Below are 23,286 nucleotides of genomic sequence, written 5' to 3'. Positions count from 1 at the left end.
CACCAGCAGGCTCACCAGCATTGGTCCGACGAGATGCCATTCGCTCAGTGCGACGGCCCATTGGGGTTCGGCGGGGCAACGGCCAGGCTCGCTGCGGTTGACATGCCCACAATGATTACAGGTCGTCTCACCGTAGAGCTGCTTGTGGTGGCGCACCCGCAAGCCGCGTAGCCCTGCACCCGCATCAGCCTCGATAGCCAGGACATACAACCCGGTGCGAGCCATGAACTCGGCCGCATCCAGCGCCTCGTCGCAGCAAGCGCAGAACTCCGGCGCGTGGATCACTGTGGCGCTCACCGGCAAACTCACCTGCCGGCTATGGCCCGGGGCTCCCGGCCGACGGCCCGCTTTCTTGCGCTTGCCTGCCGCGGCGCTCGCCGGTGTCTTTCCTTCAGCCACTAGCGCAACGCCGTTTGCACTCGTCGCCGCGATCCACTTCTCCTCGGGATCCTCCGTCCCGTTCGTGTCCCCGGACACTGCCGCTCTCGCTTCTGAATCCTCATCCGCGGACCCTGTAGCGTGCCACGGTGCGTCACGGCTGGAAGGGCGAGAACTCGTCGGGAGTTCGCCTTGAGCCGCTCGCGCGCCTCCTTCAGATTGGGCGATGGCGGTGGTGCTCGGCGTTCGACAACGCGCCTGCCAACATGTAGGAGCCCGATTCATCGGGCGATAGGCGGCTGGCTGATCTCGGGCGCTTCGACAGCACGATACGTCGTCATCGCCCGATGAATCGGGCTCCTACAGTAGCGAGGAAGAACAGGCTCACCCATTGCCCAAAGAATAATCAGTCTTGGAAGACTTTTTCCAGGGTGGCAGCATCCAGGATGTTGTCGGTCCAGCGTTCAAGCTGTTCCAGCGTAGCGTTCTTGAGCCGCTGCCGGGTAGCTTCGCTGAGCGGGCCAAAGCGGCGGGTAAGTAGCCGTTCGAGTACCTGTTCTTCGCCTTGTTGGATGCCTTTCTGGATACCGCGTTCGGTGGCACGGCGTTCGACGCTGGTGACGTAGGGCATTTTCCGCTCTCCTTCGATTTGTTCGATATCTTGCCACAGTTTATCTTCCAGGCCTTCTGGCAGGCGCATCATCCAGTCGAGCACGGCAAAGAGGTCGAGGATGCGCTGGCGCTCCCAGCCCTGGCGGTAGAGCAGCCGGACGAGGGTGCGTTTGGCCTGGTAGCGAGCTTCGGGGTCGTGTTTGGTTTGCCGGTTGCGCAGGTGAGCGGCGGTGACCAAGGCGAAGGGGTTGTGGTCGTTTTCAAGCTGATCCACGCGCTCGGCGTAGTCGAGCAATTTGACTACAGGAAATTCCAGGCTGTGGCGACAGCCGAGGACTTCAAAACCGTAGTGGTCGGGTTTCCAGCCTTCGCTTTCGTCGGCCAGTACGGCCAAGCTGGCGATGGGGGTAGCGAAGCGATCGTAGAGCCGGTAGTTGTAGGTGAACATGCGATGGGCGAAATCGCTGTCTCGCTGGCCCTGAATTTCGATATGGATGTAGATCCAGCGGCGCTGGCCGTCCTGGAGGGTAACCTGGACGAGGGTGTCGGCAAAGCGTTTGCCCAGCTCGGCATCGCGCACCACCTGGCGTAGTTCGGTGGGTTTGAATTCATGCCCCTGGTCCCAGTCGATCTGGGCGTGGGCCTGGGGAAAGTAGAAGACCATGAACTCGGGAAAGGCGTTTTCAAGTACGTCTTTCCAGGGACTGTCGTAGTCGTCGGCGGGTAACTGGGTCACAGCATCAGGGTCATAGCAGCAGAAAATCGTCGTAGGCCAGCCGAAGCCCTTCTTCCAGCCCAATCCTGGCATTCCAGCCAAGCGTATTGAGGCGTGTGCTGTCCATCAGCTTACGCGGCGGGCCGTCGGGTTTGCTGGGATCGAAGCTGATTTCGCCTGTGTAGCCAATGACTTTGCCGATGGCTGCGGCGAGTTCGCCGATGGCGATGTCTTTCCCGCAACCGACGTTGATGTGGCTGACCATGGGTAACACGTGCTGGTCGTAAGTGAGCTTGTCGAGGTTCATCACATGGACTGAGGCGGCGGCCATGTCGTCAACGTAGAGGAATTCGCGCTTCGCTGTGCCGTTGCCCCAGATAGCCACGCTGGGCGCATTGTTGACCTTGGCTTCGTGGAAGCGCCGAATCAGTGCGGGGATGACGTGGGAGTTCTCCGGATGGTAGTTGTCGCCCGGGCCATAGAGATTGGTCGGCATGACGCTGCGGTAATCGCGCCCATATTGGCGGTTGTAGCTTTCGCAGAGCTTGATGCCGGCGATCTTGGCGATGGCGTAGGCTTCGTTGGTCGGTTCCAGGGTGCCGGTGAGCAGTGCGTCTTCGCGCATCGGTTGCGGCGCGAGGCGGGGGTAGATGCAACTGGAGCCGAGGAAGAGCAACTTCCGCACGCCGTGCGTGTGGGCCGCATGGATGATGTTGGCTTCGATCATCAGGTTCTGATAGATGAATTCGGCCGGGTAGGTGTTGTTGGCGTGGATGCCGCCTACCTTGGCCGCTGCCAGGTAGACCTGGTCGGGTCGCTCTTCGGCGAAGAAGGCGTGCACGGCAGCCTGGTCGGTCAGGTCGAGTTGGGCATGGGTGCGGGTGATGATCTGTGGCGTGACGGATGGGCCATCGGCTGTCGGGCCGCTCTGGCCGACAGTGCTCAGTTGCCGGACGATCGCGGAACCGACCATGCCCCGGTGGCCGGCAACGTAAATCCTGGGTTCAGTCATGATCGGCGCGGCTCATTCGTGATGGTCAAAGATCTTGAAGCCGGCCAGCTTGACCAGTGCGTCGCGCCGGGCCGAGTTGTAGTCGGCCAAGACCATTTCCTTGACCAGCTCCTGCAGGCTGGTTTGCGGCGTCCAGCCGAGTTTCTCGCGGGCTTTGCCGGGGTCGCCGAGCAGGGTTTCGACTTCGGTCGGGCGGAAGTAGCGCGGGTCGACTCTGACGATCACGTCGCCGACCTTGGCTTTGGCCTGGTTACCCTCGACTTTGGCGACGATGCCGACCTCGTCGACGCCCTCGCCTTCAAAAACAACGCTGATCCCGAGTTCAGCGGCGGCGAACTCGACGAACTGGCGGACGCTGTATTGCACGCCGGTGGCGATGACGAAGTCTTCGGGATGGTCCTGCTGGAGCATCAGCCACTGCATTTCGACGTAGTCGCGCGCGTGGCCCCAGTCACGCAGGGCACTCATGTTGCCGAGGTAGAGGCAGTCCTGCAGGCCGAGGGCGATGCGGGCGATGGCGCGGGTGATCTTGCGGGTGACGAAGGTTTCGCCACGCACCGGGCTTTCGTGGTTGAAGAGGATGCCGTTGCAGGCGTAGATGCCGTAGGCCTCGCGATAGTTGACGGTGATCCAGTAGGCATAGAGCTTGGCGACGGCGTAGGGGCTGCGCGGGTAGAACGGCGTGCTTTCCTTTTGCGGGCTTTCCTGCACCAGACCGTAGAGTTCGGAGGTGCTGGCCTGGTAGAAGCGGCTCTTCTTTTCCAGGCCGAGGATGCGGATGGCTTCGAGTATGCGCAGGGCGCCGACGCCGTCGGCGTTGGCGGTGTATTCGGGCTCTTCGAAGCTGACGGCGACGTGGCTTTGCGCGGCAAGGTTATAGATTTCGTCGGGCTGCACCTGCTGGATGATGCGGATCAGGCTGCTGGAATCGGTGAGGTCGCCGTGGTGCAGGATGAACTTGCGGTCGGTTTCGTGGGGGTCCTGGTAGAGGTGGTCGATGCGGTCGGTGTTGAAGAGCGACGAGCGGCGCTTGATGCCGTGGACCTGGTAACCCTTGTTGAGCAGGAACTCGGCGAGGTAGGCGCCGTCCTGCCCAGTGATACCTGTGATTAGGGCGATTTTGCTGGTGGGCGTCATGGTTGAATCTTTGGATTTTGGCTGAGGGCGTTTAGCGGGCTAAAAAAGCTTACGGGCATGGCTGTCTGGAGGGGCTTTGTTTGGATCTGGATACTGACTTTGCTGTCAGGTTGTGGGTAGTCATGTGCGGAGGCATTGGGATGCGCCGTGACATCTATCTCAGTGGGCGCGATCGGGTGATGGTGCGGGCGATGGCGGTGGAGGTCGCCGTTCGGCAGCGCGCCTGCCAACATGTAGGAGCCCGATTTATCGGGCGATAGGCGGCTGGCTGATCTCGAGCGCTTCGACAGCACGATAGCTTGTCATCGCCCGATGAATCGGGCTCCTACAGTACCGCGAGGTCGGACAGGGTCACCCATTGCCCAAAAAACAATCAGTCTTTGAAGACTTTTATGAGCTTTGGGGGAGGCCCATTCGTGGTTTGGCGAGAGTGTGCCTATGCGCGTTGGGGGCTGAACTCTCGGGCTGCGTGTGTGCGCTGGCCTGCGTGTTATCCGGGCACGCTACCGCCATACCGGAATGCCTTGGCATTCAGCATGTGGTACGCCTGCACAGCTGGGCACTGCCCTCCCCGCGTTAAACCGATTCGACGCTTGGCCGGAGCGGTTGTTTTTTTCCGCGTTGGCGGCGCTTGCCTTTGCGGGCAGCTCGACGGTCCTAAACTGTCGAGATTCCCCCGATCATGAAAGCCATGACCGTTTACCTAAACTGCCGTGCGGCCCTCCTCCCGCTTGCGCGTGGGAATCGTTAGACGGGCTGGGAGCATGCTCCGTGGAGACCCCTGGTCACTCGTCGAAGCTTCTCTCGCGCACGGGAGAAGCGAGATTCGTGAGTCGCGGAGGCAACTTTCACGGCAACGGCGTTCTTCAAGTCAGCGCTCTGCTTGTCTCCCCAGATCGTCCTGCGCGGCCAGTTCGGCTCGTATAGCTTCGATTTCCACCTTCATGCGCAAAGGGGCAAGGGAGATTATCACCGGTCAGCCCTGACGCATGACCCCGCCATGGGGCCCGTTTGCCGGTCACGCCCGCTTTCGCCGCCGAGGCAGTCAGATTCGCGTCGGTGGTAAGCAGGAAACATGCGCGCCGCCGTTCAGGCGGATGGCCGGGGCCAATGTCGTCTGGCGATTGCCACAGGAAGCGTGAATCTGGCTGCTGACGTGCCCCGCATTTGTCGCCTGCCATCAGCAGCGCCTCGATCAGCGCGCACCGACGGTGGCAACGACGATCAGTGGCGCTGATTCGCGATCATGCGCAGTTCTTCGAGGATGGCGGCGAAGGTCTGCTCGTTCTCCGATGCGTTGCGCATCGGCTTGTCGAGCCGGCCCGTCATCGACGTGACCTTGTTCTCGTCAGCGAACATGTAGAGCTGTCCCATCTTTTCGGCCACCGCGCGGTAGCTGTTGTCGATGTCTTGCACTCGGCGCAGCAGTTCCTTCAACGTCTCGGTGTCCACGCCGCCCACTTCCATCTGCAATGTCTCGCTCATGATCTTTATGCTCCTGGTGATTGGCGGCGCAGCCGCGCCGCGGATGGTACGTACTTGCCTGTCTGCGGCGGTCAGGCCGCGCTGTCTCGAGCCGGTGCAGCGACCATCGCATCGAGCAAGGATAGGAAATCCAACAGCAGCAGGGAGAGTATATGAGCCTCCATCAAGGGGCGTCAATCTGGAATTTCGCCCCGGTGGCCCTTGAAAAGCCATCCGAATCCCGCCCCGCTCAGCGCCAGGGGCCGTCCAACGACGGGCGATGGCAGTTCGTCTTGCTTCCGTCTGGATCTTTGCGCATGGCTTGTTTCCATGCCGCACCCACCAGGCGACACGCTGGTCGAATTCGTACTCCGGCGCCGATTGAGCCGGTGGGTCGTCCTCGCCCATGGTGGCCGCCCTGCATCTCCCAGAGCGGCGGCGCACGGGCGGGCATCAGGCGTGGCGGCGATGTTGGCTCGCCGACAGGGGTCAGGATGTCGCGCACGGCGCAGGCGTCGGTGATGAAGGCGATGATTCGCATCTCGCCGCCGCAGCGTGGGCAGACGAGCGGAAAGACCTCATGGATCCGCGCGAGCAACAGCGCCCAGGTGTAGCGGGCGGCGCGATGCAGGAGCACTTCCTCTTCTCCCCGTGCTTCCTCTGTCTCCATGTATGGGGCTGGGCGTGTTGATCGGCGGAGCGGTCGTGGCCACGGCTCAGGTGGATCAGTCGCTGCTGCACGCGGCGTACTGTCCGGCGCGCCGGCAAGCGCGGTGACCTCTGTGCGCGTAGCGGTGCGTTGGGGGCCAGTACGCCGTAGTACCTATGCCGATGTCGGCGCGGCGGCGGAATCAGCGCCGCCAGACGGTCGATCCGTTCGAGCGGCGTGAGCATCAAGCTGACGCCGCCGCCGTGACCTGGTTTGACGCTCTCATAGACCAGGTGTTCGGCGTCGATTTCACGTCAACGCTCCAGAGCGAAGGCCGGGCGAGCGCAGGTGCGCAACAGCCGTTCCAGGCCCTGGCGGTCGGCCCCTTCGACGCGCACGCTGGCGTCGAGTGAGAAGCCCCCACCGTGCTCCCAGCTTGCCATCGTCTCGGCGTCTTCCGGCTCGAGCACACCGCGCCGGGTCAGCGCGCGCAGCAGACGGCGGCGAACCTTGGCCTGCACTTCGTCGAGCAACTTTAACGCAGCCGCTTGGCAACCGACAGCACCCACTGACGGACTGACTGGCAGCCGCGGCAAAACGTGGTCGACCAGATGGGCGGCGGTTTCGACCATCCGCCGCGTCTTACAAGCGGGACAGACGCCAGGACCTTTGCACGACCAGGCGATGAGAAAATCCTGACCGCACTCGACGCATCGGGCGCGGGCAAAACCATTGGCGAGAATGCGTGTCCTGAGCTTGTCGAGGGGCCGCATTCGAGACACCGGCGAAACTCGCGTTCGACATGGGCAGGGCCGCAAGCGCTGCATACCGGCTCGATTCACGGTAGACTAGGCCACGCGTTACACCGCAAACGCGGGATCTCCACTCAGGAAAGGTAGCCCTCAATGAATCCAGACGTACGAAAACCAGTCAATTTCTCAAGGCGCAGCATTCCCGTGCTGACGCTTTCCGCAGTCCTTGCCGTGGGGATATCGACCCGTGCTAACGCCGATGAGGCAGATGCCAAACGACTGCTCAAGGGCATGTCGGATTATCTGGCCGCGCAACAAGCGTTCTCGTTCAGCTACGACGCCACGCTCGAGGTGGTCACGCCTGAAGACCAGATTCTCGGGCTGGCGAGTTCGGGCAAGGTCGTCGTCAATCGGCCCGACAAGATTCGCGCGACGCGCGCCGGAGGCTTCGCCGATGTGGTCATGTCGTTCGACGGAAAAACGCTCACCATCCTGGGCAAGAATCTGAATGCCTATGCCCAGGTCGAGATACCTGGCTCGATCGCTCATCTGGTTGACGTGATGCGGGATAAATACGACCGCCCCCTCCCCGCCGCAGACCTCCTGCTGACCAATTCCTACGATATCCTGATGGAGGGTGTCGAAGACATCAAGGATCTGGGCAGCGGCGTGATCGGTGGTGTTGAATGTGATTCACTGGCTTTCCGCAGCAAGGACGTCGATTGGCAGATCTGGATCGCGCACGGCGACAAGCCCTATCCCTGCCGTTATGTGATCACCTCCAAGCGCGTGCCTAAAGGCCCGAGCTACGCCATCCAGTTCGGCGATTGGAAGACCGGGAAAGCGGTGACGGCAGGTAGTTTTGCGTTCAAGAATACAAGCAAGGCCACCATGGTCAAGCTTGAAGAGCTTAAGGGTACGGGTGACTTGCCCGAACACTTCACCAAAGGAGCAAGCAAATGAGCAGGTTGAAACCAGTTGCAATTTTCGTGATTGCCACGGCGATCATTGTTCTCGGATCTGAAGTTGGCGAACAGCTCGCGATTCCGGGGATTCACGGCGTCGTCCCGAGCGCCGAAGCCATCGTCGGCCGGCCTCTCACACCGGTGAGCTACGCCGGCGTCGCACGTCGCACCGTTCGACGGTATTAAGAAGCAGCAGGGTTGTCGCGGCTAATCGGGCGATGCGATGACCTGGCGGGGGAAGGTGAGAGCGTGCATCCCGCACTGTACCTTCCCCCGCCAAAACATCGATCCTGAATCACTTTCACTCGGCGAGATCGGCGAGGCTTCGCAGCGAATCCCTGCTGGCGTTGAAGGAGTCCGCCGTCGATCCCAGCACGGCCAGCGGACCGACAGCGTGCGCCGCAGTGCTGAGCGTCATGCTTTCGACACAAGCGACCGCTACGCTGGTCGAGTGCGTCCGCGATGGATAGGAAATCCAACGGTGCCATCGAGAGTTATATGAGCCTCCATCAGGGAGCGTCAATCTCGAACGTGGCCACGGTGGTCCTTGAACAGTCATCTGCATCCCGCCCCTCTCAGTGCCTGTGGTCATCTGCCCGGCCGGGCGGATGACCACAGGCACGAATCCGCGCGAGCAACAGCGCCCAGGCGTAGCCGGCGGCGCGACGCAGGAGCACTTCGTCTTCTCCCCGTGCTTCGTCTGTCTCCATGGACGGGCGCTGGGCGTGTTGATCGGCGGAGCGGTCGTGGCGCTGAGCTCAGGTGGATCAGTCGCTGCTGTACGCAGCGTACTGTCCGGCACGCCGGCAAGCGTGGTGACCTGTGCTCGTAGCGGTGCGTTGGGGCCAGTATGCCGTAGTACCGATGTCGATGTCGGCGCGGCGGCGGAATCAGCGCCGCCAGACGCTCGATCAGTTCGAGTGGCGTGAGCAGCAAGCTGACGCCGCCGCCGGAACCTGGCTTGACGCTCTCATAGACCAAGTGTGCGACGTCGATTTCACGCCAACGCTCCAGCGCGAAGACCGGTCGAGCGCAGGTGCGCAACAGCCGTTCCAGGCCCTGGCGGTCGGCCCCTTCGACGCGCACGCTGGCGTCGAGTGAGAAGCCGCCCCCGTGTCCCAGCTGGCCATCGTCTCGGCGTCTTCCGGATCGAGCGAACCGCGCTGGGCCAGCGCGCGCAGCAGACGGCGGCGGACCTTGCCTGCACTTCGTCGAACAACTTTAACGCAGCCGCTTGGCAACCGACAGCACCCATTGACGGACTGGCAGCCGCGGCAAAACGTGGTCGACCAGATGGGCGGCGGTTTCGACCATCCGCCGCGTGTTTTCGCAGTTCCTGACGCCGGTGGTGTATCTGTATCTCGAACGGCCCAGCCAGCGGCAAGCGCAGCGACTCGCCACTCTCCAGTCCGCTGGCAACGACCTGAACTGAATCCCGCTGAAACGCTGGCGTGAAATCGACGCCGCACACCTGGCCCTTGAGCCAGTCTGAAAGAGCCGGCGCGCGAAGGTCAAGGCTGACGCCAGACGAGATGCCATTGCCCGTCGTGGGCGCACTCGTGCGTCTGGTCATTCGCTTGGCCGGCGCGTCCAGCTCACTTTTTTTCCAGTATCACGAAAGCGCAGATGGCCGCCATCTGCGCGGCGTAGATCAATCCAATACCCAAGCGCTGCCCGTGTTCGAATGTTAGATCTGACCCCGCTCCGCGCTGTGACCCCGCTCCGCGCGCGACGCAGGGAACACTTCCGTCAGCTTGTCGTCGTGATCGGGACCGCCCCGGGCGCTGATTGGGGCCAGCGCCGATCACCGGCAAGGACGGTCGGGGTGTTGGTCCGTCAACGGTGCACCTAACGCATGACAAACGCTTCCTGATGGAAACGCAGGCGGCCGTGCCGGACCTTGCTCAGGCCATCGCGCAAAGCCTCGGCGAGCCCCTGCGGACCACAGAACCAGACCTCTAGCGGGCGTCCGCTGTTGCCGCCGGCAGCCAGCGTTTCCGCGCTGAGTTCCTGCCCTTGCCGTGAGTCATGTACCTGTAGGTGGATTGCCGGCAGTTGATCGCACAGCGCCTCCAGCCGGGCGACGAAGGGATCGCCATTCCGGTCGCGCGTGCAGTAGTGCAGATCAGCGGCCGGTGCGTCGCCGGGCCTGTTCTGCAGCGATTCCAGCCAGGCCAGGAAGGGCGTGACGCCGATGCCGCCGGCGATCCATATCTGCTGTGTGCCACGCCGATGGCGGGCGATGTCGAAACGTCCGTAGGGCCCTTCGACGCTCACCGGCTGGCCGGCCGTGAGCTGCCGGGCGAGGCGGCAGGTGTAGTCGCCCAGTGCCTTGATCTGGAGGGTGATCTCGCGGTTGCCGAGGTCGGCACTGGCGATCGTGAAGGGGTGCTGTCCTTCGCCCACGTCGAAGCTGACGAAAGCGAACTGGCCAGCCCGATGGCCGGGCCAATCGTGGTCCAGACGGCAGCGTACGGTGATTACCTGGGCACTCGCGTGGCTGACCGAGACCACCTCGCCGCGCACCTGCCGCGAGCGACCGATGCGCCCGCTCAGCGACACGACACTGCCGTAAACGCCACCGACAATCAGCACGCCCAGCAGCACACCAACCGGCTGTGTCCAGTAAGCCACCGGCGCCAGCAGCAGTGCATGAAAGGCAAGCATCAGGTAGAGCAGCGGCATCACCCGGTGCAGGAATCGCCACGTCCGATATGGGAAGCGCCGCCACAGGGTGATCGCCAGCATCGCCAGAACGACATAGATCGCCCATTCGCCAAGGTCTTCCGCCAGATCGCGCAAAACCTTCAGGAAGCCACCGTAGGTCTCCTTCGGTACTCGCCCCTCGCGGCCGACCAGCGCCTTCAGGATGTCGCTCGACATCTCGATCAGCCAGTGCAGCGCGGCAAAGCCGCAGGCCATGATCCCCGCCCACTTGTGTGTGCGATAGATGCGGTCCATGCCGGCCAGCGGGCCTTCGAGCCATGCCGGGCGAGTGGCCAGGAACATGGCTACCGACATCAGCGAGATCGACAACAGGCCGCTCAGGTACAGCGCCTCCTGGCGCAGAACCCACAGCGGAGCGCCGCCGGACGGCGTGCCGGCGACCAGGGCATCCCAGCCCCAGGCTAGCGAGACGATGGTGATGATCAGAGAGAGAACGGTTTTCATGGTGAGCAGGTCATTCAGCGAATTTCGGGAGTCGGCAAGTGGTCGGCGGGCGAGGCGGCGAGACCGCCTGTTTACTTGCCGGCCGGCACGACGGCGGGGGCTTTGCTGGGTAGCAGGTCGTCCCGGCAGCGCCTTTCGTTGCAGTCGGCGGCATTGCGCTAGCGTGCATGAGCGGCTGAGTGCAAGTTGATTGGGCAAGAGGCTGGTAAAGGCAGCGGCCTAGTCGTCGTAGTAACCACGTTCCGCCGCCGCGTGGCAGGCGACGCAGTTGGCTTTGCTGCGCACGTCCTTGTGCTTCCACTCCCAGGCGGGAACCTCGCGGTGCTCGCGCACCCATCGGGTGAGTTCGGTGATGCGCAGCGGTGCCTTGGTCGTCGGAGTGCCGCGCAGCAGCTTGTCGCTGTAGCGCCGGCCACCGGTATCGCCGGCGTTGGCTACCAGATAGCCGGTGATGTGCGCAGCCGTCGCGGCGTCGACGCTGGCGTCGTCGCCGAAGTGGTTCTTGAGATCGCTCATCATCCGCTGCCACGAACTGGCGGGAAGCATTGAAGGCGGGAAGGCGAGGTGGCAGCCGCCGCATTCTTCCTTGACGACCGCGTCGCTGACCGGCGCGAAGTAGTGGCTGCCCCCAGCCTGGGCACGCTGGAAAAGCAGCGCGGAAAAGGCAACGGCGATGAGGCCGAGGGCAATCGGGCGATAGGGCAGATTCATGGCTTCCTCCTTGACGAGAGACTGTGGTGTGGCCTATTGGCTGAGCATGAAACTGAGCCAGTCGCCTTTTTCCTGCGGCGTGCATTCGCGGCCAAGTACTTCATTGCAGTTGCGCTTGAACCATTTCTCGACCTTGGCTGGATCGCCATAGCGGCCCGGGCTCACCGATACGGCGACCGGGTCGACCGATTTACCGGTGGGCGTGCGGCCGGCAGCGCGCGGGTCGTTCGCATGGCAACTGCTGCACGCTGGCGTATCAGCCTTGCCGCCGGCGAACGACTTGCGGTAAAAGGCTTCGCCGCGTGTTGCCGAGAATCCGGCGAAGGCAGGGTCGGCTTTCTTCGCGGCGCCGGCGTAGCCGGCAAGCAAGTCATCGCGTGGCGTGGCGAGGACGGTGACGCTGGTCAGTGCCAGAGTGACGGCCAGCAGCCTGTATTTTCGTGCATTCATGATTGCTTCCTCGGTGTTCGGGTTCGACATGGCGCCACTTTGCCTGGCCCTCGCTGAACGCTTGCTGAAGCGCTTGTTCATCCTGCGTTCAGCTATTCAGGCGTAAAACAGGAGGCCGGGCAGCGCGCGATCTTGCCGGCGCGTTGGCCCGCAAAGCCCTTATCGTGAAAAGCCAGCTCCGTTACACTCTGGAAATGCTTTGTTTGAATAAAACCTTGTTCGCCGCCGCCGCATTGTTGCTGGCCTGGGCCGGTATCAGCCTCGCCGGTAACGGCCACGGCCACGACCACGACCATGATCGCGCGCGTCAGGCCCTCGAAGCCGGCGAGGTGTTGCCGCTAAAGGCGATCATCGAGCGCGTCGAAGGCAACTACCCCGGCGCGATCGTCGAGGTCGAGCTCGAGCGCGAGGACGGCCGCTGGCAGTACGAGATCAAGCTGCTGCGGCGCGGCGGCTCGCTGCTCAAAATCAAGGTCGACGCGCGTGACGGCAGCGTTCTCGGCGTCAAGGGGCGCCCGGGCGACGGGCGCGCCGAGCGCAGTCGACGCCGTGACGATGAGCGTGCCGGAGTCGAGCACTGATGCGCATCCTGATCGTCGAGGACGAACCCCTCCTGCAAACGCAACTGGCCGACGCGCTGCGGGCGCCCGGCTACGCGGTCGACAGCGCAAGCAACGGTGTCGACGCCCATCACCTTGGCGACAGCGGCTCGTACGATGCGGTCATTCTTGACCTCGGCCTGCCGCAGCTCGACGGCATCAGCGTGCTACGCAAATGGCGTGCCGCCGGCCGGAGCATGCCGGTGCTGATCCTGACCGCGCGCGACGGCTGGCACGAAAAGGTCGCCGGCATCGACGCCGGCGCCGATGACTATCTGAGCAAACCCTTCCACATGGAAGAACTGCTTGCTCGCCTGCGGGCGCTGATCCGCCGCGCCGGCGGCCACGCCAGCGCCGAACTCGTTTGCGGGCCGCTGACGATCGACACGCGCAACAGCCGCGCGATGGTAGACGGCCAGGCGTTGACGCTGACCAGCCACGAGTACCGCGTGCTCGCCTACCTGATGCACCATCGCGAGCAGGTGATATCGCGTAGTGATCTGGTCGAGCACATCTACGCGCAGGACTTCGATCGCGACTCGAACACCGTTGAGGTCTTCATCGCCCGTCTGCGCAAGAAACTGCCAGCGGGGCTGATCGAAACCGTTCGTGGCCTCGGTTATCGCCTGACCGCCTCCGGCTAAGCGTTCCCGTGCCACTCCTGGCCATCACCGCGCGCGCTTCGCTACGTCTCAGGCTGCTCGCCGGCACCCTGTTCTGGATCGCCGCGTCGATCGCGGTCGCCGCCTGGGGATTGGGCGGGCTGTTCGGCGACCACGTCGCGAAACAGTTTTACGCCGAGCTGAAAACGCACCTGGACCAGCTTACCGCGCACCTGGCGGTCGACGCGCAGGGGCAGCCGACGTTGACCTCGGCGCTCAGCGACCCGCGCCTGCGCCTGCCGTATGGCGGGCTCTACTGGCAGGTTGACGAGATCGAGCAGGCGGAGCCGGCCGCCGCGCCGGCCGCCGGCAGCCTGCGTTCGCGTTCGCTGTGGGACAGCGTGCTGGTCGTTCCGCCGGACGCGCCCGCCGACGGCGAAATTCACCAGCACCGGCTGACCGGTCCGGCCGACCGCACGCTGGGCGTCGTCGAGCGCGTGGTGCGCATCGACCAGCGACCCGACGGCCCGGCACGGGCTTTCCGGCTGATCGTCGCTGCCGACGAGCGGCTGATGCGCGAACCGGTGACCGCCTTCAATAGCGCGCTGTGGCTGGCTCTCGGCGTCCTCGGCGGCGGCCTGGTCATCGCCGCGCTGGTCCAGGTGCTGATCGGGCTGGCACCGCTGCGCAAGCTGCGCGCTGCGCTCGGGCAGGTGCGTAACGGCGACGCGCAAAGCCTCGCTGGCGACTTTCCCGCCGAAGTCATGCCGCTGGTCGACGAGTTCAACGCCGTCCTGGCGGAAAACGCCGAGGTCGTCTCGCGCGCACGGACGCAGGCCGGCAACCTCGCACACGCGCTGAAAACGCCGCTCAGCGTTCTCGCCAACGCCGCCACCGGCAGGGACGACGAACTCTCCAGACTGGTCCTCGGCCAGGTCGATACCGCGAAGCGCCAGGTCGACTACCACCTGCTACGGGCCCGTGCGGCCGCAGCGGTGCGCGCACCCGGCGCACGCACGCCGGTGAAGGCTGTGCTCGAAGGTCTGTTGCGGACCATGCGACGCCTGCACGCCGAGCGGCCGCTTGAGCTACTGCTGCAGCCCATGAGTGAAACACTGGTTTTTCGGGGCGAAGTGCACGACTTGCAGGAAATGCTCGGCAACGTGCTCGACAACGCCTGCAAGTGGGCCAGCCACCTCGTCGAGGTCGCTGCCTGCGTCGACCAAGGGAGCCTGCTGATTTGCGTTGACGACGACGGCCAGGGGATCGCCGCTGCCGACCGCGAGGCGGTCCTCTGCCGCGGCGTCCGCGCCGACCAGCAGGTACCGGGCAGCGGCCTCGGGCTGGCGATCGTCGACGATCTCGCGCAGCTCTACGGTGGCGAACTCGGTCTCGCCGATTCGCCGCTCGGTGGCTTGCGGGTGCTGCTGAGGCTGCCGCGTGGCGATGCGGCGGCACAGATCCGGTAGGACATTGATCCAGGCCGCCCCCGATGCTTGACCGCACAGGGCTTTCGGATCAATCGGGTTCAAAACCACTGCTGGTGATACATCGGAGCGGTGATCAAACCAGAAGGGCCGTGCCAATGACAGGAGCAAACTGTGTGGGGACCCCGCCCGGGCGGGGTCCCCACTGGTTGGCGCTCGTTCGGGATCAGGACATCATGGGGCACTGATCTCCCGATCAAGCCAGATCATGGCCTGCGCCAGGCCGGTGGATTCGAACGCCCGGCCCCAGAAAGCGCTGAAGTCGACCGTCCGCCCGAGTTCGGCATAGCGGGCGCGTAGGTGAAACTCGAACAGCAGGCTGCGCTCGTGCAGCCAGGCCCACCAGCGACCGGCGGTGCGCCCGTCGGGTGCCGCGCCGAGCTGGGACCGGCCAGGCGGATGGCCCCTGGCACGACGAGTGGCGTGAGCAGCAAGCTGACGCCGCCGCCGGGACCTGGCTTGACGCTCTCATAGACCAAGTATGCGGCGTCGATTTCACGCAAACGCTTCAGCGCGAAGGCCTGTCGAGCGCAGTAGCGCAACAGCCGTTCCAGGCCCTGGCGGTCGGCCCCTTCGACGCGCACGCTGGCGTCGAGTGAGAAGCCGTACTTGGCGCATCGGGCGCGGGCAAAACCATTGGCGAGAATGCGTGTCCTGAGACGCGGGAGAGGGGTCGGGGGTGGCGGCTTCCGCGGTGGTCGTCGTTGACCGAGCGAGCGGCGTTGGCGACAAGTGCGGCGACGCTGGCCCACCTGCAGGGCCAGCAATGCACCTGCAAGGGCCAGAAGATCGTCGTCCAGTCTTCTCCGACTATGGCTGTACGCCGCGCAATTGAGCGATGCGCTGCGCCACCAGCATTGACCACTTGTCGAAAGCATCCTTGGCATAGCTCCAGGCCTGGAATGAGCTCAGGTAGCCGTTGGCCCAGGTCTGCGCCGCTCCGGCGGCACTCTCATTGACGTCCACCGCGTACTTGCGCCCAATCTCGGTATCCCTGCACTCGGCGATCACCTTGCCTGATGCGCCATCGCGAAACTGCATCTCCATTCCAGTTTCGCCCATGTACGGCGTCGAACCCGCCGGCCTGCCGGTGGCCGCACCCGAGCCAGCTTCGGCGATGAACGCGTAGGGGATCAGCGTACCGGCCAGGCTGTCGGTCACCGTCGTCGGCACGAGGTCGGTAAGCGCTACCCGCAGGACCACCACTCCAGGCCCTGCCTGCTCGACGACCGGCATCTGCGGTTTCAGCGCCTTGACCAGGTCCTGGTGGAAGTAGTCGGTGAGCGTCTTGATGTCCTTGGGGTCGAATGTCTGTTCGGCGTTCTTGACCTTGAGCGACACCAGAATACGCGCGACGAGGATTTTGTCATAGTTCCGGGCATCCAGGCTGGGGTCGCGCCAGCACTCGATCCCGTGTCCCCACGGCGTCGGCTGCAAGCGCGCGTAGTCGGACAGGAAGCCGCTGTGGGTCAGGCGTGCCTTGTCCGAGGCGAGGGTAGTCGTACCGCTGCCCAACAGGGTGCTGTCGGTTGCGCAGCCGGTGAGAAGCGTCAGGCCGGCCAGGGCGACAGTCCCGATCGCGCGCGCAGCGCCCGCTCGGTCAGCAATTCGTGGTGTTTTCATGATCGATTCCAAAAGAGAAATTGACGGAGCTTCATGGGTCAACGCCGGTCTGCGGCAGAGCATCCGCTCCGGGTTGGCGACGAGACGCGACGAGGGCGACCGCGGCTCTCATTTCACCGGAGGTGGAGTGAGTGGAGTGGGCGGAGTGGGTGCGGTGGGGAGCGTGGGCGGCCTGGCGTGCTTCACCCCCGCGCGCCGTGCGCGCAACGCGTCCCACGCCGACCGGCGCAGGTGGTTGCACTGATCGACGATGCTGACCAGGACGCTGGCCGTCCAGGCGAAGGTGAACATCCCCGAAATGGCGATGATCGGGCCAAGCATGTGCCATTCCTTCGGCAGGGTCAAGTCGCTGCCGATCGTCGTGTAGGACAGCGCGGCGAAACGTGCGGCGCGCTCCCAATCCGGGATGATCTGCCCATATACCAGGGCCGCGGACCAGAGAACGATCGAACCCAGGTGCAGCGCGAGCATCATGAAGACGGCGCCGCCAAAGAGCAGGTCGACGCGCCACAAGGTCGGACGCTGCTTGATGCCTTCCGAGCGCTTGTCGAAGTGGCCGGTCAGGAGCCGCACGCCGATGGCCTGCACAACGACGACGACGACCAGCACGCCACCGCCATAAATCAGGTCGGGCAGCGGCAGCGCCTCCATCAGCGGGAGCTTCGCCTCGAGATAGGTTTCCACGGGGCCAATTTCCTGCGGCACTGTTTTGACCACCGCTTGGGGAAACCTGGCCAGTTCCGCGGGTACACTCTCGATCGCCTGCGGAAGCGTCCGCGCGCTGTCGTCCACGGTGGTCGTAGCGGCGCCGCTTGACGGCTGGGCGGCAGAAACTACGCCCATGAAATTCTCTCACGACGACTGCCGCGTGGTCGATGCGCGGCCGGCACTGGCGGAATTCCCGAACTCACTGCCGTCGTGCGTGCTGCTGTGCGGCTTGCTCTCAGCTTGCCGCATCCGCAGTCTGCGCTGTCTGCACTGGCTCATCGGCCTTGGCAGCGTCCAGAGCGGCCTGCAGCTTCTCGGTATCCTCGTGCGACAGCGAGGTCTGGATGATCGTGCCGCCCATTCCCTGCAGTTCGATCAAAGCCTTGTCTTCGGTCCAGCTCTTGAACAGGATGAACAACTGCGAACCGCCGGGCTTGAGGTTCTCGGCGATGTTCTTCATGAAGTTGTCGTTGATGCCAAGATCGGTGAGCGCCCCGCCGATGGCGCCGGTGGCCGCACCGATGGCCACGCCGACGATGGGCATCATGAAGATCATGCCGATCAGCAGACCCCAGAAGCTCCCGCTTGCCGCCCCGGTGGCAGTCAGGTTCACCGGCTGAATCAGCTTGACCTTGCCGTTCGGCTTCTTGATCGCGATGACCGCATCTTCCAGCTCGATCAGGTACTCCTTCTGCAACTGGGCCAGCTTGAGCTTGGTTTCCTCGGCCTGCGTTTCCGTGTCGTAACCAATAACCACCAGTGTTGCCATCTCTTCCTCCGTCTGTGTAAAGTGACGCGATAGTATACTGAATTGCTCGTTTTCGGGTAGCCTCTCGCGACTGCCGGCGAGCGAATGAGCGAGAGATAGACCGCATGAAAGCGACGATCATTGATGCCCAGAGGGTCACCGCGTCATGGCCCGACGAGGAATCCGGCGCCAGGCTACCCACCGCACACGGGCGGTTCCCGCCGAGAAACGGCCAAGCCGCGACACCTTGAGAGGATCGCCAAAGTGAGCTTCGCGAGGAACTTGTGATCAATGCCCATGCTGAATTTCGATAATCGCTTCGTCCGCGAGTTGCCGGGAGACAGTGAGCGCGGCAACCGGCCGCGCCAGGTCTTCGGCGCCTGCTGGTCAGCGGTGCAAGCGACAGCGGTCGCTGCACCCCGCCTTCTCGCCCATTCGCGCGAGGTCGCTGCCAGCCTGGATCTCGACGAGCAGGCCATGGCGAGCCCGGAAATGCTCGCCGCACTGGCCGGCAACGCGCTCCTGCCCGGCATGGTCGCCTACGCCAGTTGCTACGGTGGGCACCAGTTCGGACAGTGGGCCGGACAACTCGGCGACGGTCGGGCGATTCTGCTCGGCGAAGCCATCAACCGCCGCAGGCAGCGTTTTGAACTGCAACTCAAGGGCGCCGGGCCAACGCCCTACTCGCGTCGAGCCGACGGGCGCGCCGTGTTGCGCTCGTCGATTCGCGAGTTCCTGTGCAGCGAAGCGATGCACCACCTGGGCATACCGACCACCCGCGCCCTGAGTCTCGTCGGCACCGGCGAAACAGTCGTCCGCGACATGTTCTACGATGGCCATCCGGTCGCCGAGCCTGGCGCAGTGGTCTGCCGGGTGGCGCCCTCGTTCACCCGCTTCGGGCATTTCGAGTTGCTGGCCGCGCGCGGCGAGTACGCCTTGCTGCAGCGCCTGGTCGACTTCACCATCGCGCGGGACTTTCCCGAACTGGTCTCCAGCTCTGAGCAACGGCTGGGTGCATGGTTCACCGAAATCTGCGAGCGCACGGCTCGCCTGATGGTGCACTGGATGCGCGTCGGCTTCGTGCATGGCGTGATGAATACCGACAACATGTCGGTTCTCGGTTTGACGATCGACTACGGCCCTTACGGCTGGGTAGACAATTTCGACCCGGGCTGGACACCCAATACGACCGACGCATCGAGCCGACGCTACTGCTTCGCCCGTCAGCCAGCGATTGCTCGCTGGAATCTCGAACGACTGGCCGACGCGCTGACCGTGCTGACGCTGGGACCAGACGAATTGGCAGCCGGTATCGAACGTTACGACGAGGTGTATGCTACCGAGTTCTGCGCGGCCTTTGCCGCCAAGCTCGGCTTTCTCGCCTGGAGTCACGACGATAGCGAACTGCTCGAAGACCTGTTTGAACTGATGCGGCAAGCGGAAATCGACATGACCGAGTTTTTTCGCAGCCTGGCACGACTGGACATCGACCGTCCGACGCTGGACGTCGTAGGCCAATCGTTCTACCGTGACGACCTCCGCCAGCGGTTTTCCGCGCCTCTCTCGCTCTGGCTGACGCGCTACGCCGCCCGCCTGCACCAGGACGGGCAACCCGCGACGCTGCGCGTAGCGCGCATGAACGCCGTCAATCCCCGCTATGCGCTGCGCAACTACCTGGCCCAACAGGCGATCGACCGCGCCGAACAGGGCGACACCGAGATGATCCACGAGCTCCTGGGAGTCTTGCGCACTCCTTACGATGAGCAAACAGGCCGCGAGCCTTTCAGCGCCAAGCGACCCGATTGGGCACGCCACAAGGCGGGCTGTTCTATGCTCTCGTGCAGTTCCTGAGGGCATCAACCCCTGGTAGCGCTAGAATGGGGCCCCCAACTCAAACCCCGCTTTTGCCGAACGAGGAATTGCCATGCCCTTCACGCCCGATCTGGTCGATGAACTCAATACCCTGCTCCACTTCGACCTGGCGAGCCCCCAGCAGGGGATAAAAATCCACAAGACGGCCAATCCCGCGGTGATTGCGGCGACCCGACGCCTGCATACCAAAGGCTTGCTGACGCAGGTCGATGGTGGCTATCTCACCAGCCTCGGCCGTGATGGCGCCGAACACGCCCAGGCCGCCCTGACCATTCTCAGCCCGATCGCTTCACCAGATCACTAATCATGAGCAGCCTCGTTGGCCGCATGCTACTGGTGGCCACCCTGCTCGTGTGTACCGCCCTGGCCAACGCCGCCGACGGCCCGGCCCGGCCACGCGTCGGACTGGTCCTCGGCGGCGGCGGTGCGCGCGGAGCTGCGCACATCGGCGTTCTCGAAGTGCTCGAGAAACTGCGCGTGCCGATCGACTGCGTTGCCGGCACCAGCATGGGAGCGCTGGTTGCCGGTGCTTACTCCGCCGGACTGACGCCAGCGCTGATGCGTGAGAAGTTGGCCAAAGCCGACTGGGACGACCTCTTCCAGGATGACCCGCCTTTCGCGCAGCAGAATTTTCGCAAGAAGACACTCGACAAGCGCTTCCTGCCGGCTTCGGAAACCGGGGTCGGCCCGGAGGGCGTGCGCTATCAGTCCGGAATCGTGACCGGCCAGAAGATCAAGCTGTTTTTCAACGAACTGATCGAGGACAATCTCGGCCAGCGCCAGATTCAGTCGCTCCCCCTGCCCGTTTCGATCATCGCCACCGACATCGTTCTTGGTCAGAAGGTCGTTATCCGTGAGGGGAGCCTGTCAACGGCCATGCGCTCGAGCATGTCGGTTCCCGGCCTGATGTCTCCGGTCGAGGTCAACGGCGAAAAACTCGTCGACGGCGGCCTGGTGGACAACGTGCCAATCGACGAAGCGCGCTCGCGTTGCCAGGCCGACATCGTCATCGCCGTCAACGTCGGCTCGCCGCTGCTCAAAGCCGACGAAATCGGCGGCCTGCTGAGCGTCTCTGTCCAGATGGTGAATATCCTGACCGAGCAGAACGTCGTCCGTTCGCTGGACACGCTGAAGCCGACCGACATCTACATCAAGCCCGATCTGGAGGGGATTTCGGCGGGCGACTTCAAGCGCAGCTCGGAAACCGCCGATCGCGGCGTCAAAGCAGCGGCAGCACTCGCCGAGCGACTACGAACGCTGGCCGTCAGCGAGGCCGCTTACGCCGCCTGGGCAGGAAAAATCCAGCTCGCCAAACGCGAGGCACTGCGCGTCGATGAAGTCGAGATCGCGGGATTGAAGATGGTCAATCCGGCCATGGTCGAACGACATCTGCGCATCAAGCCGGGTGACACGGTAGACGCCGCTGAAGTCAACGCCGATCTGCTGCGACTTTACGGCGACGGTTACTACCAGGGCGTCGACTACTCGCTGCTCAGCACGGTGCGCGGCCGCAACATCCTGCGCGTGACACCGATCGAAAAGAACTGGGGGCCCGATTACATCCGCTACGGCGTCAACCTCGACACCAATTTCCAGGTCGACTCGACGTATAACCTGCGCGCCGCCTATCAGAAAACCTGGCTCAACACACTCGGCGGCGAGCTTCTCCTGTCTGGCGAAATCGGTTCCCGATCAGGCGTGGCGGCAGAACTCTACCAACCGATCGACGCGCAACAGCGCTACTTCGTCGAGACCAAGGCCAAGTTCATCAACAAATCCTCTGGCCTCTACGAGAACGATCAGCGGATCGCCAACTACCGCGTCGCCCAAACAGACGTCATTTTGAACACCGGGCTCAACATTGGCCTGCTGGGCCAGATCCGTGCGGGTTGGCAGGAAACCTGGTGGAAGGCCGAAACCACGACGGGGAGTCCCTTCTTCCCGAACGGCTCGAAACGCTATGACGGCTGGTTTGGTGCGATCGACCTGGATCAAACCGATCGCCTCTACTTCCCGACCAGTGGCTGGGCTGCAACGGCCCGTTATTTCGACTCACAGGCCGAGGGCTACAGCAAACTCGACGCCGGTGCGAGCGGCTACTTGAGCATTGGCGACTGGGTACTGGCCAGCCGCTTGTCGTACCAGGGTTCGATCGTCGGACAATTGCCGATCTATGATCTCGGTAGTCTTGGCGGCATGCTGAACATGACCGCCTTTGCGGTCGGACAGTTGAAGGGCGACGACATGCGTTATGGCAGCATCCGTGCCGAGAAGATCATCGGCCGCCTGCCGCTTGGCCTGCGAGGAGATATGCGTGTCGGTGCAGCGTTCGAAACCGCCAAGATCGGCAAGCCGTTCACCGAAACCGAGCTCAAGGGCTGGATCAACTCGGCTTCCCTCTATCTCGGTGGCGAAACGCCATTGGGGCCGGTCTATCTGGGTTACGGCTACTCGAATGCCGGGTCGGTTGGCGGCTATTCGAACGTATACCTGTTCCTCGGAACGCCCTGACACGAAAGAGATACCGCCGGAGAGTGCGCGGCCGACAGGCCATCGCGCTCACACCCGGTAGTAATCCCGATACCAGGCGACGAAGCGAGCCACACCTTCCCGGACCGAAGTGGCCGGCGCGAAGCCAATCCAGTCGCTGAGCAAAGACGTGTCGGCGTAGGTCGCCGCCACGTCGCCATTCTGCATCGGCAACAGGCGCTTCTCGGCCACCTTGCCGAGAGCGTCTTCGATGGCGCCGATGAAATCGAGCAGCGGCACCGGATCTTGGTTACCGATATTGAACACCCGGTAAGGAGCGCTGCTGGTCGCCGGATCGGCCGCGTCCGACAGGTAAGCGCGATCGGCGGTGGCGATGCGATCCAGCACCCGGATGAGAGCTTCGACGATGTCGTCCACGTAAGTGAAATCGCGCTGCATCTGGCCGCGGTTGAAGACCTCGATCGGCCGCCCTTCGAGGATGGCCTGGGTGAACAGGAACAGTGCCATGTCCGGCCTGCCCCATGGGCCATAAACGGTGAAGAAACGCAGACCGGTGGTCGGCAGTCCGTAAAGGTGGCTATAGCTGTGCGCCATCAGTTCGTTGGCCTTCTTGGTCGCCGCGTAGAGACTGACCGGGTGGTCGACGCTATCGTGCTCGGAAAACGGCATTCTGGTGTTGCCGCCATAGACGCTGGAACTCGAAGCATAGACCAGGTGTTGCACCTGATTATGGCGACAGCCTTCGAGAATGTTCACGAAACCCAGCAGATTGCTGTCTGCGTAGGCCGACGCGTTGTGCAGCGAATAGCGCACGCCGGCCTGCGCGGCCAGGTGGATGACGCGGTCGAAGTTTTCGTCGGCGAACAGACTGCCGATCGCCACGCGGTCCGCGATATCGATCCTGACGAAGCGAAAACCCGATTGACAGTCAAGTCGGCGCAGGCGGTCTTCCTTGAGGGAAACCGCGTAGTAGTCGTTCAGATTGTCGATGCCGACCACTTCATCGCCACGCGCCAACAGGCGCAGCGCCGTCGCCATGCCGATGAATCCGGCGGCACCGGTGACGAGGATCTTCATGGGCCTGCTCCTGAATGCAAAGTCAATCCACCAGCGTCTTCAGCACAAGCACACGGCTTCCGCG

General features: G+C 63.5%; 22 protein-coding genes and 3 pseudogenes. 8 read left to right on the top strand and 17 right to left on the bottom strand.

The genetic code is table 11. From position 1 onward, the window contains the following. The 7 genes and pseudogenes from ACCAA_RS08675 to ACCAA_RS08645 all read right to left on the bottom strand — a co-directional run. Positions 1–477: pseudogene (locus ACCAA_RS08675) on the bottom strand (hypothetical protein); the annotation flags it as partial. 307 nt (positions 478–784) lie between these two features. Next, positions 785–1,789, bottom strand: coding sequence for a DUF4351 domain-containing protein (locus ACCAA_RS08670; RefSeq protein WP_342674039.1), 1,005 nt, complete (start codon positions 1,787–1,789; stop codon positions 785–787). Continuing rightward, positions 1,737–2,717: a GDP-L-fucose synthase gene (gene fcl / locus ACCAA_RS08665; protein WP_186406834.1), complete on the bottom strand. Its 981-nt coding sequence runs from the start codon at positions 2,715–2,717 to the stop codon at positions 1,737–1,739. The genes ACCAA_RS08670 and fcl overlap by 53 nt, the downstream gene beginning before the upstream one ends. 12 nt (positions 2,718–2,729) lie before the next feature. Next, positions 2,730–3,854, bottom strand: coding sequence for a GDP-mannose 4,6-dehydratase (gmd, locus tag ACCAA_RS08660; RefSeq protein WP_186406833.1), 1,125 nt, complete (start codon positions 3,852–3,854; stop codon positions 2,730–2,732). A gap of 1,224 nt (positions 3,855–5,078) precedes the next feature. Next, entirely contained in the window at positions 5,079–5,339 is a 261-nt protein-coding gene (locus ACCAA_RS08655; protein ID WP_186406832.1) for a hypothetical protein, read from the bottom strand. Positions 5,340–5,568: 229 nt separating this feature from the next. Continuing rightward, on the bottom strand, positions 5,569–5,955 hold the full coding sequence (locus ACCAA_RS22025) for a hypothetical protein (RefSeq protein WP_245754506.1): 387 nt from the start codon (positions 5,953–5,955) through the stop codon (positions 5,569–5,571). Positions 5,956–6,284: 329 nt separating this feature from the next. Continuing rightward, positions 6,285–6,722 (bottom strand): annotated as a pseudogene (locus tag ACCAA_RS08645) (transposase zinc-binding domain-containing protein); the annotation flags it as partial. 150 nt (positions 6,723–6,872) lie between these two features. On the opposite strand from ACCAA_RS08645, the gene ACCAA_RS08640 reads away from it, so the two are divergent. Both ACCAA_RS08640 and ACCAA_RS08635 read left to right on the top strand, forming a co-directional pair. Then, positions 6,873–7,682, top strand: coding sequence for a DUF2092 domain-containing protein (locus ACCAA_RS08640; RefSeq protein WP_186406830.1), 810 nt, complete (start codon positions 6,873–6,875; stop codon positions 7,680–7,682). Next, complete coding sequence (locus tag ACCAA_RS08635; protein ID WP_186406829.1) at positions 7,679–7,870, top strand: hypothetical protein; 192 nt, start codon at positions 7,679–7,681, stop codon at positions 7,868–7,870. Before ACCAA_RS08640 ends, ACCAA_RS08635 begins: the two co-directional genes overlap by 4 nt. A 389-nt stretch (positions 7,871–8,259) precedes the next feature. Here the strand turns inward: ACCAA_RS08635 and ACCAA_RS22455 are convergent, their stop codons facing one another. From ACCAA_RS22455 to ACCAA_RS08615, 5 genes and pseudogenes are all read right to left on the bottom strand, one after another. Beyond that, positions 8,260–8,394: a hypothetical protein gene (locus tag ACCAA_RS22455; protein ID WP_281193179.1), complete on the bottom strand. Its 135-nt coding sequence runs from the start codon at positions 8,392–8,394 to the stop codon at positions 8,260–8,262. 187 nt (positions 8,395–8,581) lie between these two features. Next, positions 8,582–8,770, bottom strand: a pseudogene (locus ACCAA_RS22020) (IS91 family transposase); the annotation flags it as partial. A 762-nt stretch (positions 8,771–9,532) separates the two neighbouring features. After that, positions 9,533–10,855, bottom strand: coding sequence for a ferredoxin reductase family protein (locus ACCAA_RS08625; RefSeq protein WP_186406827.1), 1,323 nt, complete (start codon positions 10,853–10,855; stop codon positions 9,533–9,535). A gap of 219 nt (positions 10,856–11,074) precedes the next feature. After that, positions 11,075–11,566 carry a diheme cytochrome c gene (locus ACCAA_RS08620; RefSeq protein WP_186406826.1) on the bottom strand — a complete coding sequence of 164 codons (492 nt, stop codon included), beginning with the start codon at positions 11,564–11,566 and terminating at the stop codon, positions 11,075–11,077. Between the two features lie 33 nt (positions 11,567–11,599). Then, positions 11,600–12,016 (bottom strand): DUF1924 domain-containing protein, encoded by a 417-nt coding sequence (locus tag ACCAA_RS08615; RefSeq protein WP_186406825.1) that lies wholly within the window; start codon positions 12,014–12,016, stop codon positions 11,600–11,602. Between the two features lie 203 nt (positions 12,017–12,219). On the opposite strand from ACCAA_RS08615, the gene ACCAA_RS08610 reads away from it, so the two are divergent. From ACCAA_RS08610 to ACCAA_RS08600, 3 genes are read left to right on the top strand one after another with little or no spacing between them, the layout of a single operon-like run. Continuing rightward, entirely contained in the window at positions 12,220–12,597 is a 378-nt protein-coding gene (locus ACCAA_RS08610) for a PepSY domain-containing protein (protein ID WP_245754501.1), read from the top strand. Then, on the top strand, positions 12,597–13,259 hold the full coding sequence (locus ACCAA_RS08605) for a response regulator (RefSeq protein ID WP_186406824.1): 663 nt from the start codon (positions 12,597–12,599) through the stop codon (positions 13,257–13,259). The genes ACCAA_RS08610 and ACCAA_RS08605 overlap by 1 nt, the downstream gene beginning before the upstream one ends. A gap of 8 nt (positions 13,260–13,267) precedes the next feature. Beyond that, the gene (locus ACCAA_RS08600; RefSeq protein WP_245754500.1) at positions 13,268–14,686 is read left to right on the top strand and encodes an ATP-binding protein; all 1,419 of its coding nucleotides are present in this window, start codon (positions 13,268–13,270) and stop codon (positions 14,684–14,686) included. 224 nt (positions 14,687–14,910) lie between these two features. Here ACCAA_RS08600 and ACCAA_RS22015 read toward each other — a convergent pair whose 3' ends face one another. The 4 genes from ACCAA_RS22015 to ACCAA_RS08580 all read right to left on the bottom strand — a co-directional run bounded on the left by ACCAA_RS22015 (position 14,911) and on the right by ACCAA_RS08580 (position 17,804). Next, on the bottom strand, positions 14,911–15,582 hold the full coding sequence (locus ACCAA_RS22015) for a transposase (protein ID WP_245754499.1): 672 nt from the start codon (positions 15,580–15,582) through the stop codon (positions 14,911–14,913). After that, the gene (locus tag ACCAA_RS08590; protein WP_186406822.1) at positions 15,515–16,327 is read right to left on the bottom strand and encodes a DUF3313 domain-containing protein; all 813 of its coding nucleotides are present in this window, start codon (positions 16,325–16,327) and stop codon (positions 15,515–15,517) included. Before ACCAA_RS08590 ends, ACCAA_RS22015 begins: the two co-directional genes overlap by 68 nt. Before the next feature lie 108 nt (positions 16,328–16,435). After that, positions 16,436–17,170: a hypothetical protein gene (locus ACCAA_RS08585; protein ID WP_186406821.1), complete on the bottom strand. Its 735-nt coding sequence runs from the start codon at positions 17,168–17,170 to the stop codon at positions 16,436–16,438. 100 nt (positions 17,171–17,270) lie between these two features. Further along, positions 17,271–17,804, bottom strand: a complete 534-nt coding sequence (locus ACCAA_RS08580; RefSeq protein ID WP_186406820.1) for a DUF1269 domain-containing protein — start codon at positions 17,802–17,804, stop codon at positions 17,271–17,273. Positions 17,805–18,074: 270 nt separating this feature from the next. Here ACCAA_RS08580 and ACCAA_RS08575 point away from each other — a divergent pair, with 270 nt between their 5' ends. The 3 genes from ACCAA_RS08575 (at position 18,075) to ACCAA_RS08565 (ending at position 22,166) form a co-directional block, all read left to right on the top strand. Further along, positions 18,075–19,634 (top strand): protein adenylyltransferase SelO, encoded by a 1,560-nt coding sequence (locus tag ACCAA_RS08575; RefSeq protein ID WP_186406819.1) that lies wholly within the window; start codon positions 18,075–18,077, stop codon positions 19,632–19,634. A 73-nt stretch (positions 19,635–19,707) separates the two neighbouring features. Next, entirely contained in the window at positions 19,708–19,959 is a 252-nt protein-coding gene (locus ACCAA_RS08570) for a TIGR02647 family protein (RefSeq protein ID WP_186406818.1), read from the top strand. Positions 19,960–19,961: 2 nt separating this feature from the next. Then, entirely contained in the window at positions 19,962–22,166 is a 2,205-nt protein-coding gene (locus ACCAA_RS08565) for a patatin-like phospholipase family protein (protein WP_186406817.1), read from the top strand. Positions 22,167–22,214: 48 nt separating this feature from the next. Here ACCAA_RS08565 and ACCAA_RS08560 read toward each other — a convergent pair whose 3' ends face one another. Then, positions 22,215–23,222 (bottom strand): NAD-dependent epimerase, encoded by a 1,008-nt coding sequence (locus ACCAA_RS08560; RefSeq protein WP_186406816.1) that lies wholly within the window; start codon positions 23,220–23,222, stop codon positions 22,215–22,217. Positions 23,223–23,286 lie beyond the last annotated feature (64 nt).

This window comes from Candidatus Accumulibacter aalborgensis, from assembly GCF_900089955.1.
Lineage (GTDB): Bacteria > Pseudomonadota > Gammaproteobacteria > Burkholderiales > Rhodocyclaceae > Accumulibacter > Accumulibacter aalborgensis.
Note: the sequence above shows the minus strand (reverse complement) of the source record. Positions and strands in the feature narration are given on the sequence as shown.

Coding starts and splice junctions, on each gene's coding strand:
- fcl (WP_186406834.1), bottom strand. CDS start 2,717: ATGACTGAACCCAGGATTTACGTTGCCGGCCACCGGGGCATGGTCGGT.
- gmd (WP_186406833.1), bottom strand. CDS start 3,854: ATGACGCCCACCAGCAAAATCGCCCTAATCACAGGTATCACTGGGCAG.
- ACCAA_RS08655 (WP_186406832.1), bottom strand. CDS start 5,339: ATGAGCGAGACATTGCAGATGGAAGTGGGCGGCGTGGACACCGAGACG.
- ACCAA_RS08640 (WP_186406830.1), top strand. CDS start 6,873: ATGAATCCAGACGTACGAAAACCAGTCAATTTCTCAAGGCGCAGCATT.
- ACCAA_RS08635 (WP_186406829.1), top strand. CDS start 7,679: ATGAGCAGGTTGAAACCAGTTGCAATTTTCGTGATTGCCACGGCGATC.
- ACCAA_RS22455 (WP_281193179.1), bottom strand. CDS start 8,394: ATGGAGACAGACGAAGCACGGGGAGAAGACGAAGTGCTCCTGCGTCGC.
- ACCAA_RS08625 (WP_186406827.1), bottom strand. CDS start 10,855: ATGAAAACCGTTCTCTCTCTGATCATCACCATCGTCTCGCTAGCCTGG.
- ACCAA_RS08620 (WP_186406826.1), bottom strand. CDS start 11,566: ATGAATCTGCCCTATCGCCCGATTGCCCTCGGCCTCATCGCCGTTGCC.
- ACCAA_RS08615 (WP_186406825.1), bottom strand. CDS start 12,016: ATGAATGCACGAAAATACAGGCTGCTGGCCGTCACTCTGGCACTGACC.
- ACCAA_RS08605 (WP_186406824.1), top strand. CDS start 12,597: ATGCGCATCCTGATCGTCGAGGACGAACCCCTCCTGCAAACGCAACTG.
- ACCAA_RS22015 (WP_245754499.1), bottom strand. CDS start 15,582: ATGCTTTCGACAAGTGGTCAATGCTGGTGGCGCAGCGCATCGCTCAAT.
- ACCAA_RS08590 (WP_186406822.1), bottom strand. CDS start 16,327: ATGAAAACACCACGAATTGCTGACCGAGCGGGCGCTGCGCGCGCGATC.
- ACCAA_RS08585 (WP_186406821.1), bottom strand. CDS start 17,170: ATGGGCGTAGTTTCTGCCGCCCAGCCGTCAAGCGGCGCCGCTACGACC.
- ACCAA_RS08580 (WP_186406820.1), bottom strand. CDS start 17,804: ATGGCAACACTGGTGGTTATTGGTTACGACACGGAAACGCAGGCCGAG.
- ACCAA_RS08575 (WP_186406819.1), top strand. CDS start 18,075: ATGCCCATGCTGAATTTCGATAATCGCTTCGTCCGCGAGTTGCCGGGA.
- ACCAA_RS08570 (WP_186406818.1), top strand. CDS start 19,708: ATGCCCTTCACGCCCGATCTGGTCGATGAACTCAATACCCTGCTCCAC.
- ACCAA_RS08565 (WP_186406817.1), top strand. CDS start 19,962: ATGAGCAGCCTCGTTGGCCGCATGCTACTGGTGGCCACCCTGCTCGTG.
- ACCAA_RS08560 (WP_186406816.1), bottom strand. CDS start 23,222: ATGAAGATCCTCGTCACCGGTGCCGCCGGATTCATCGGCATGGCGACG.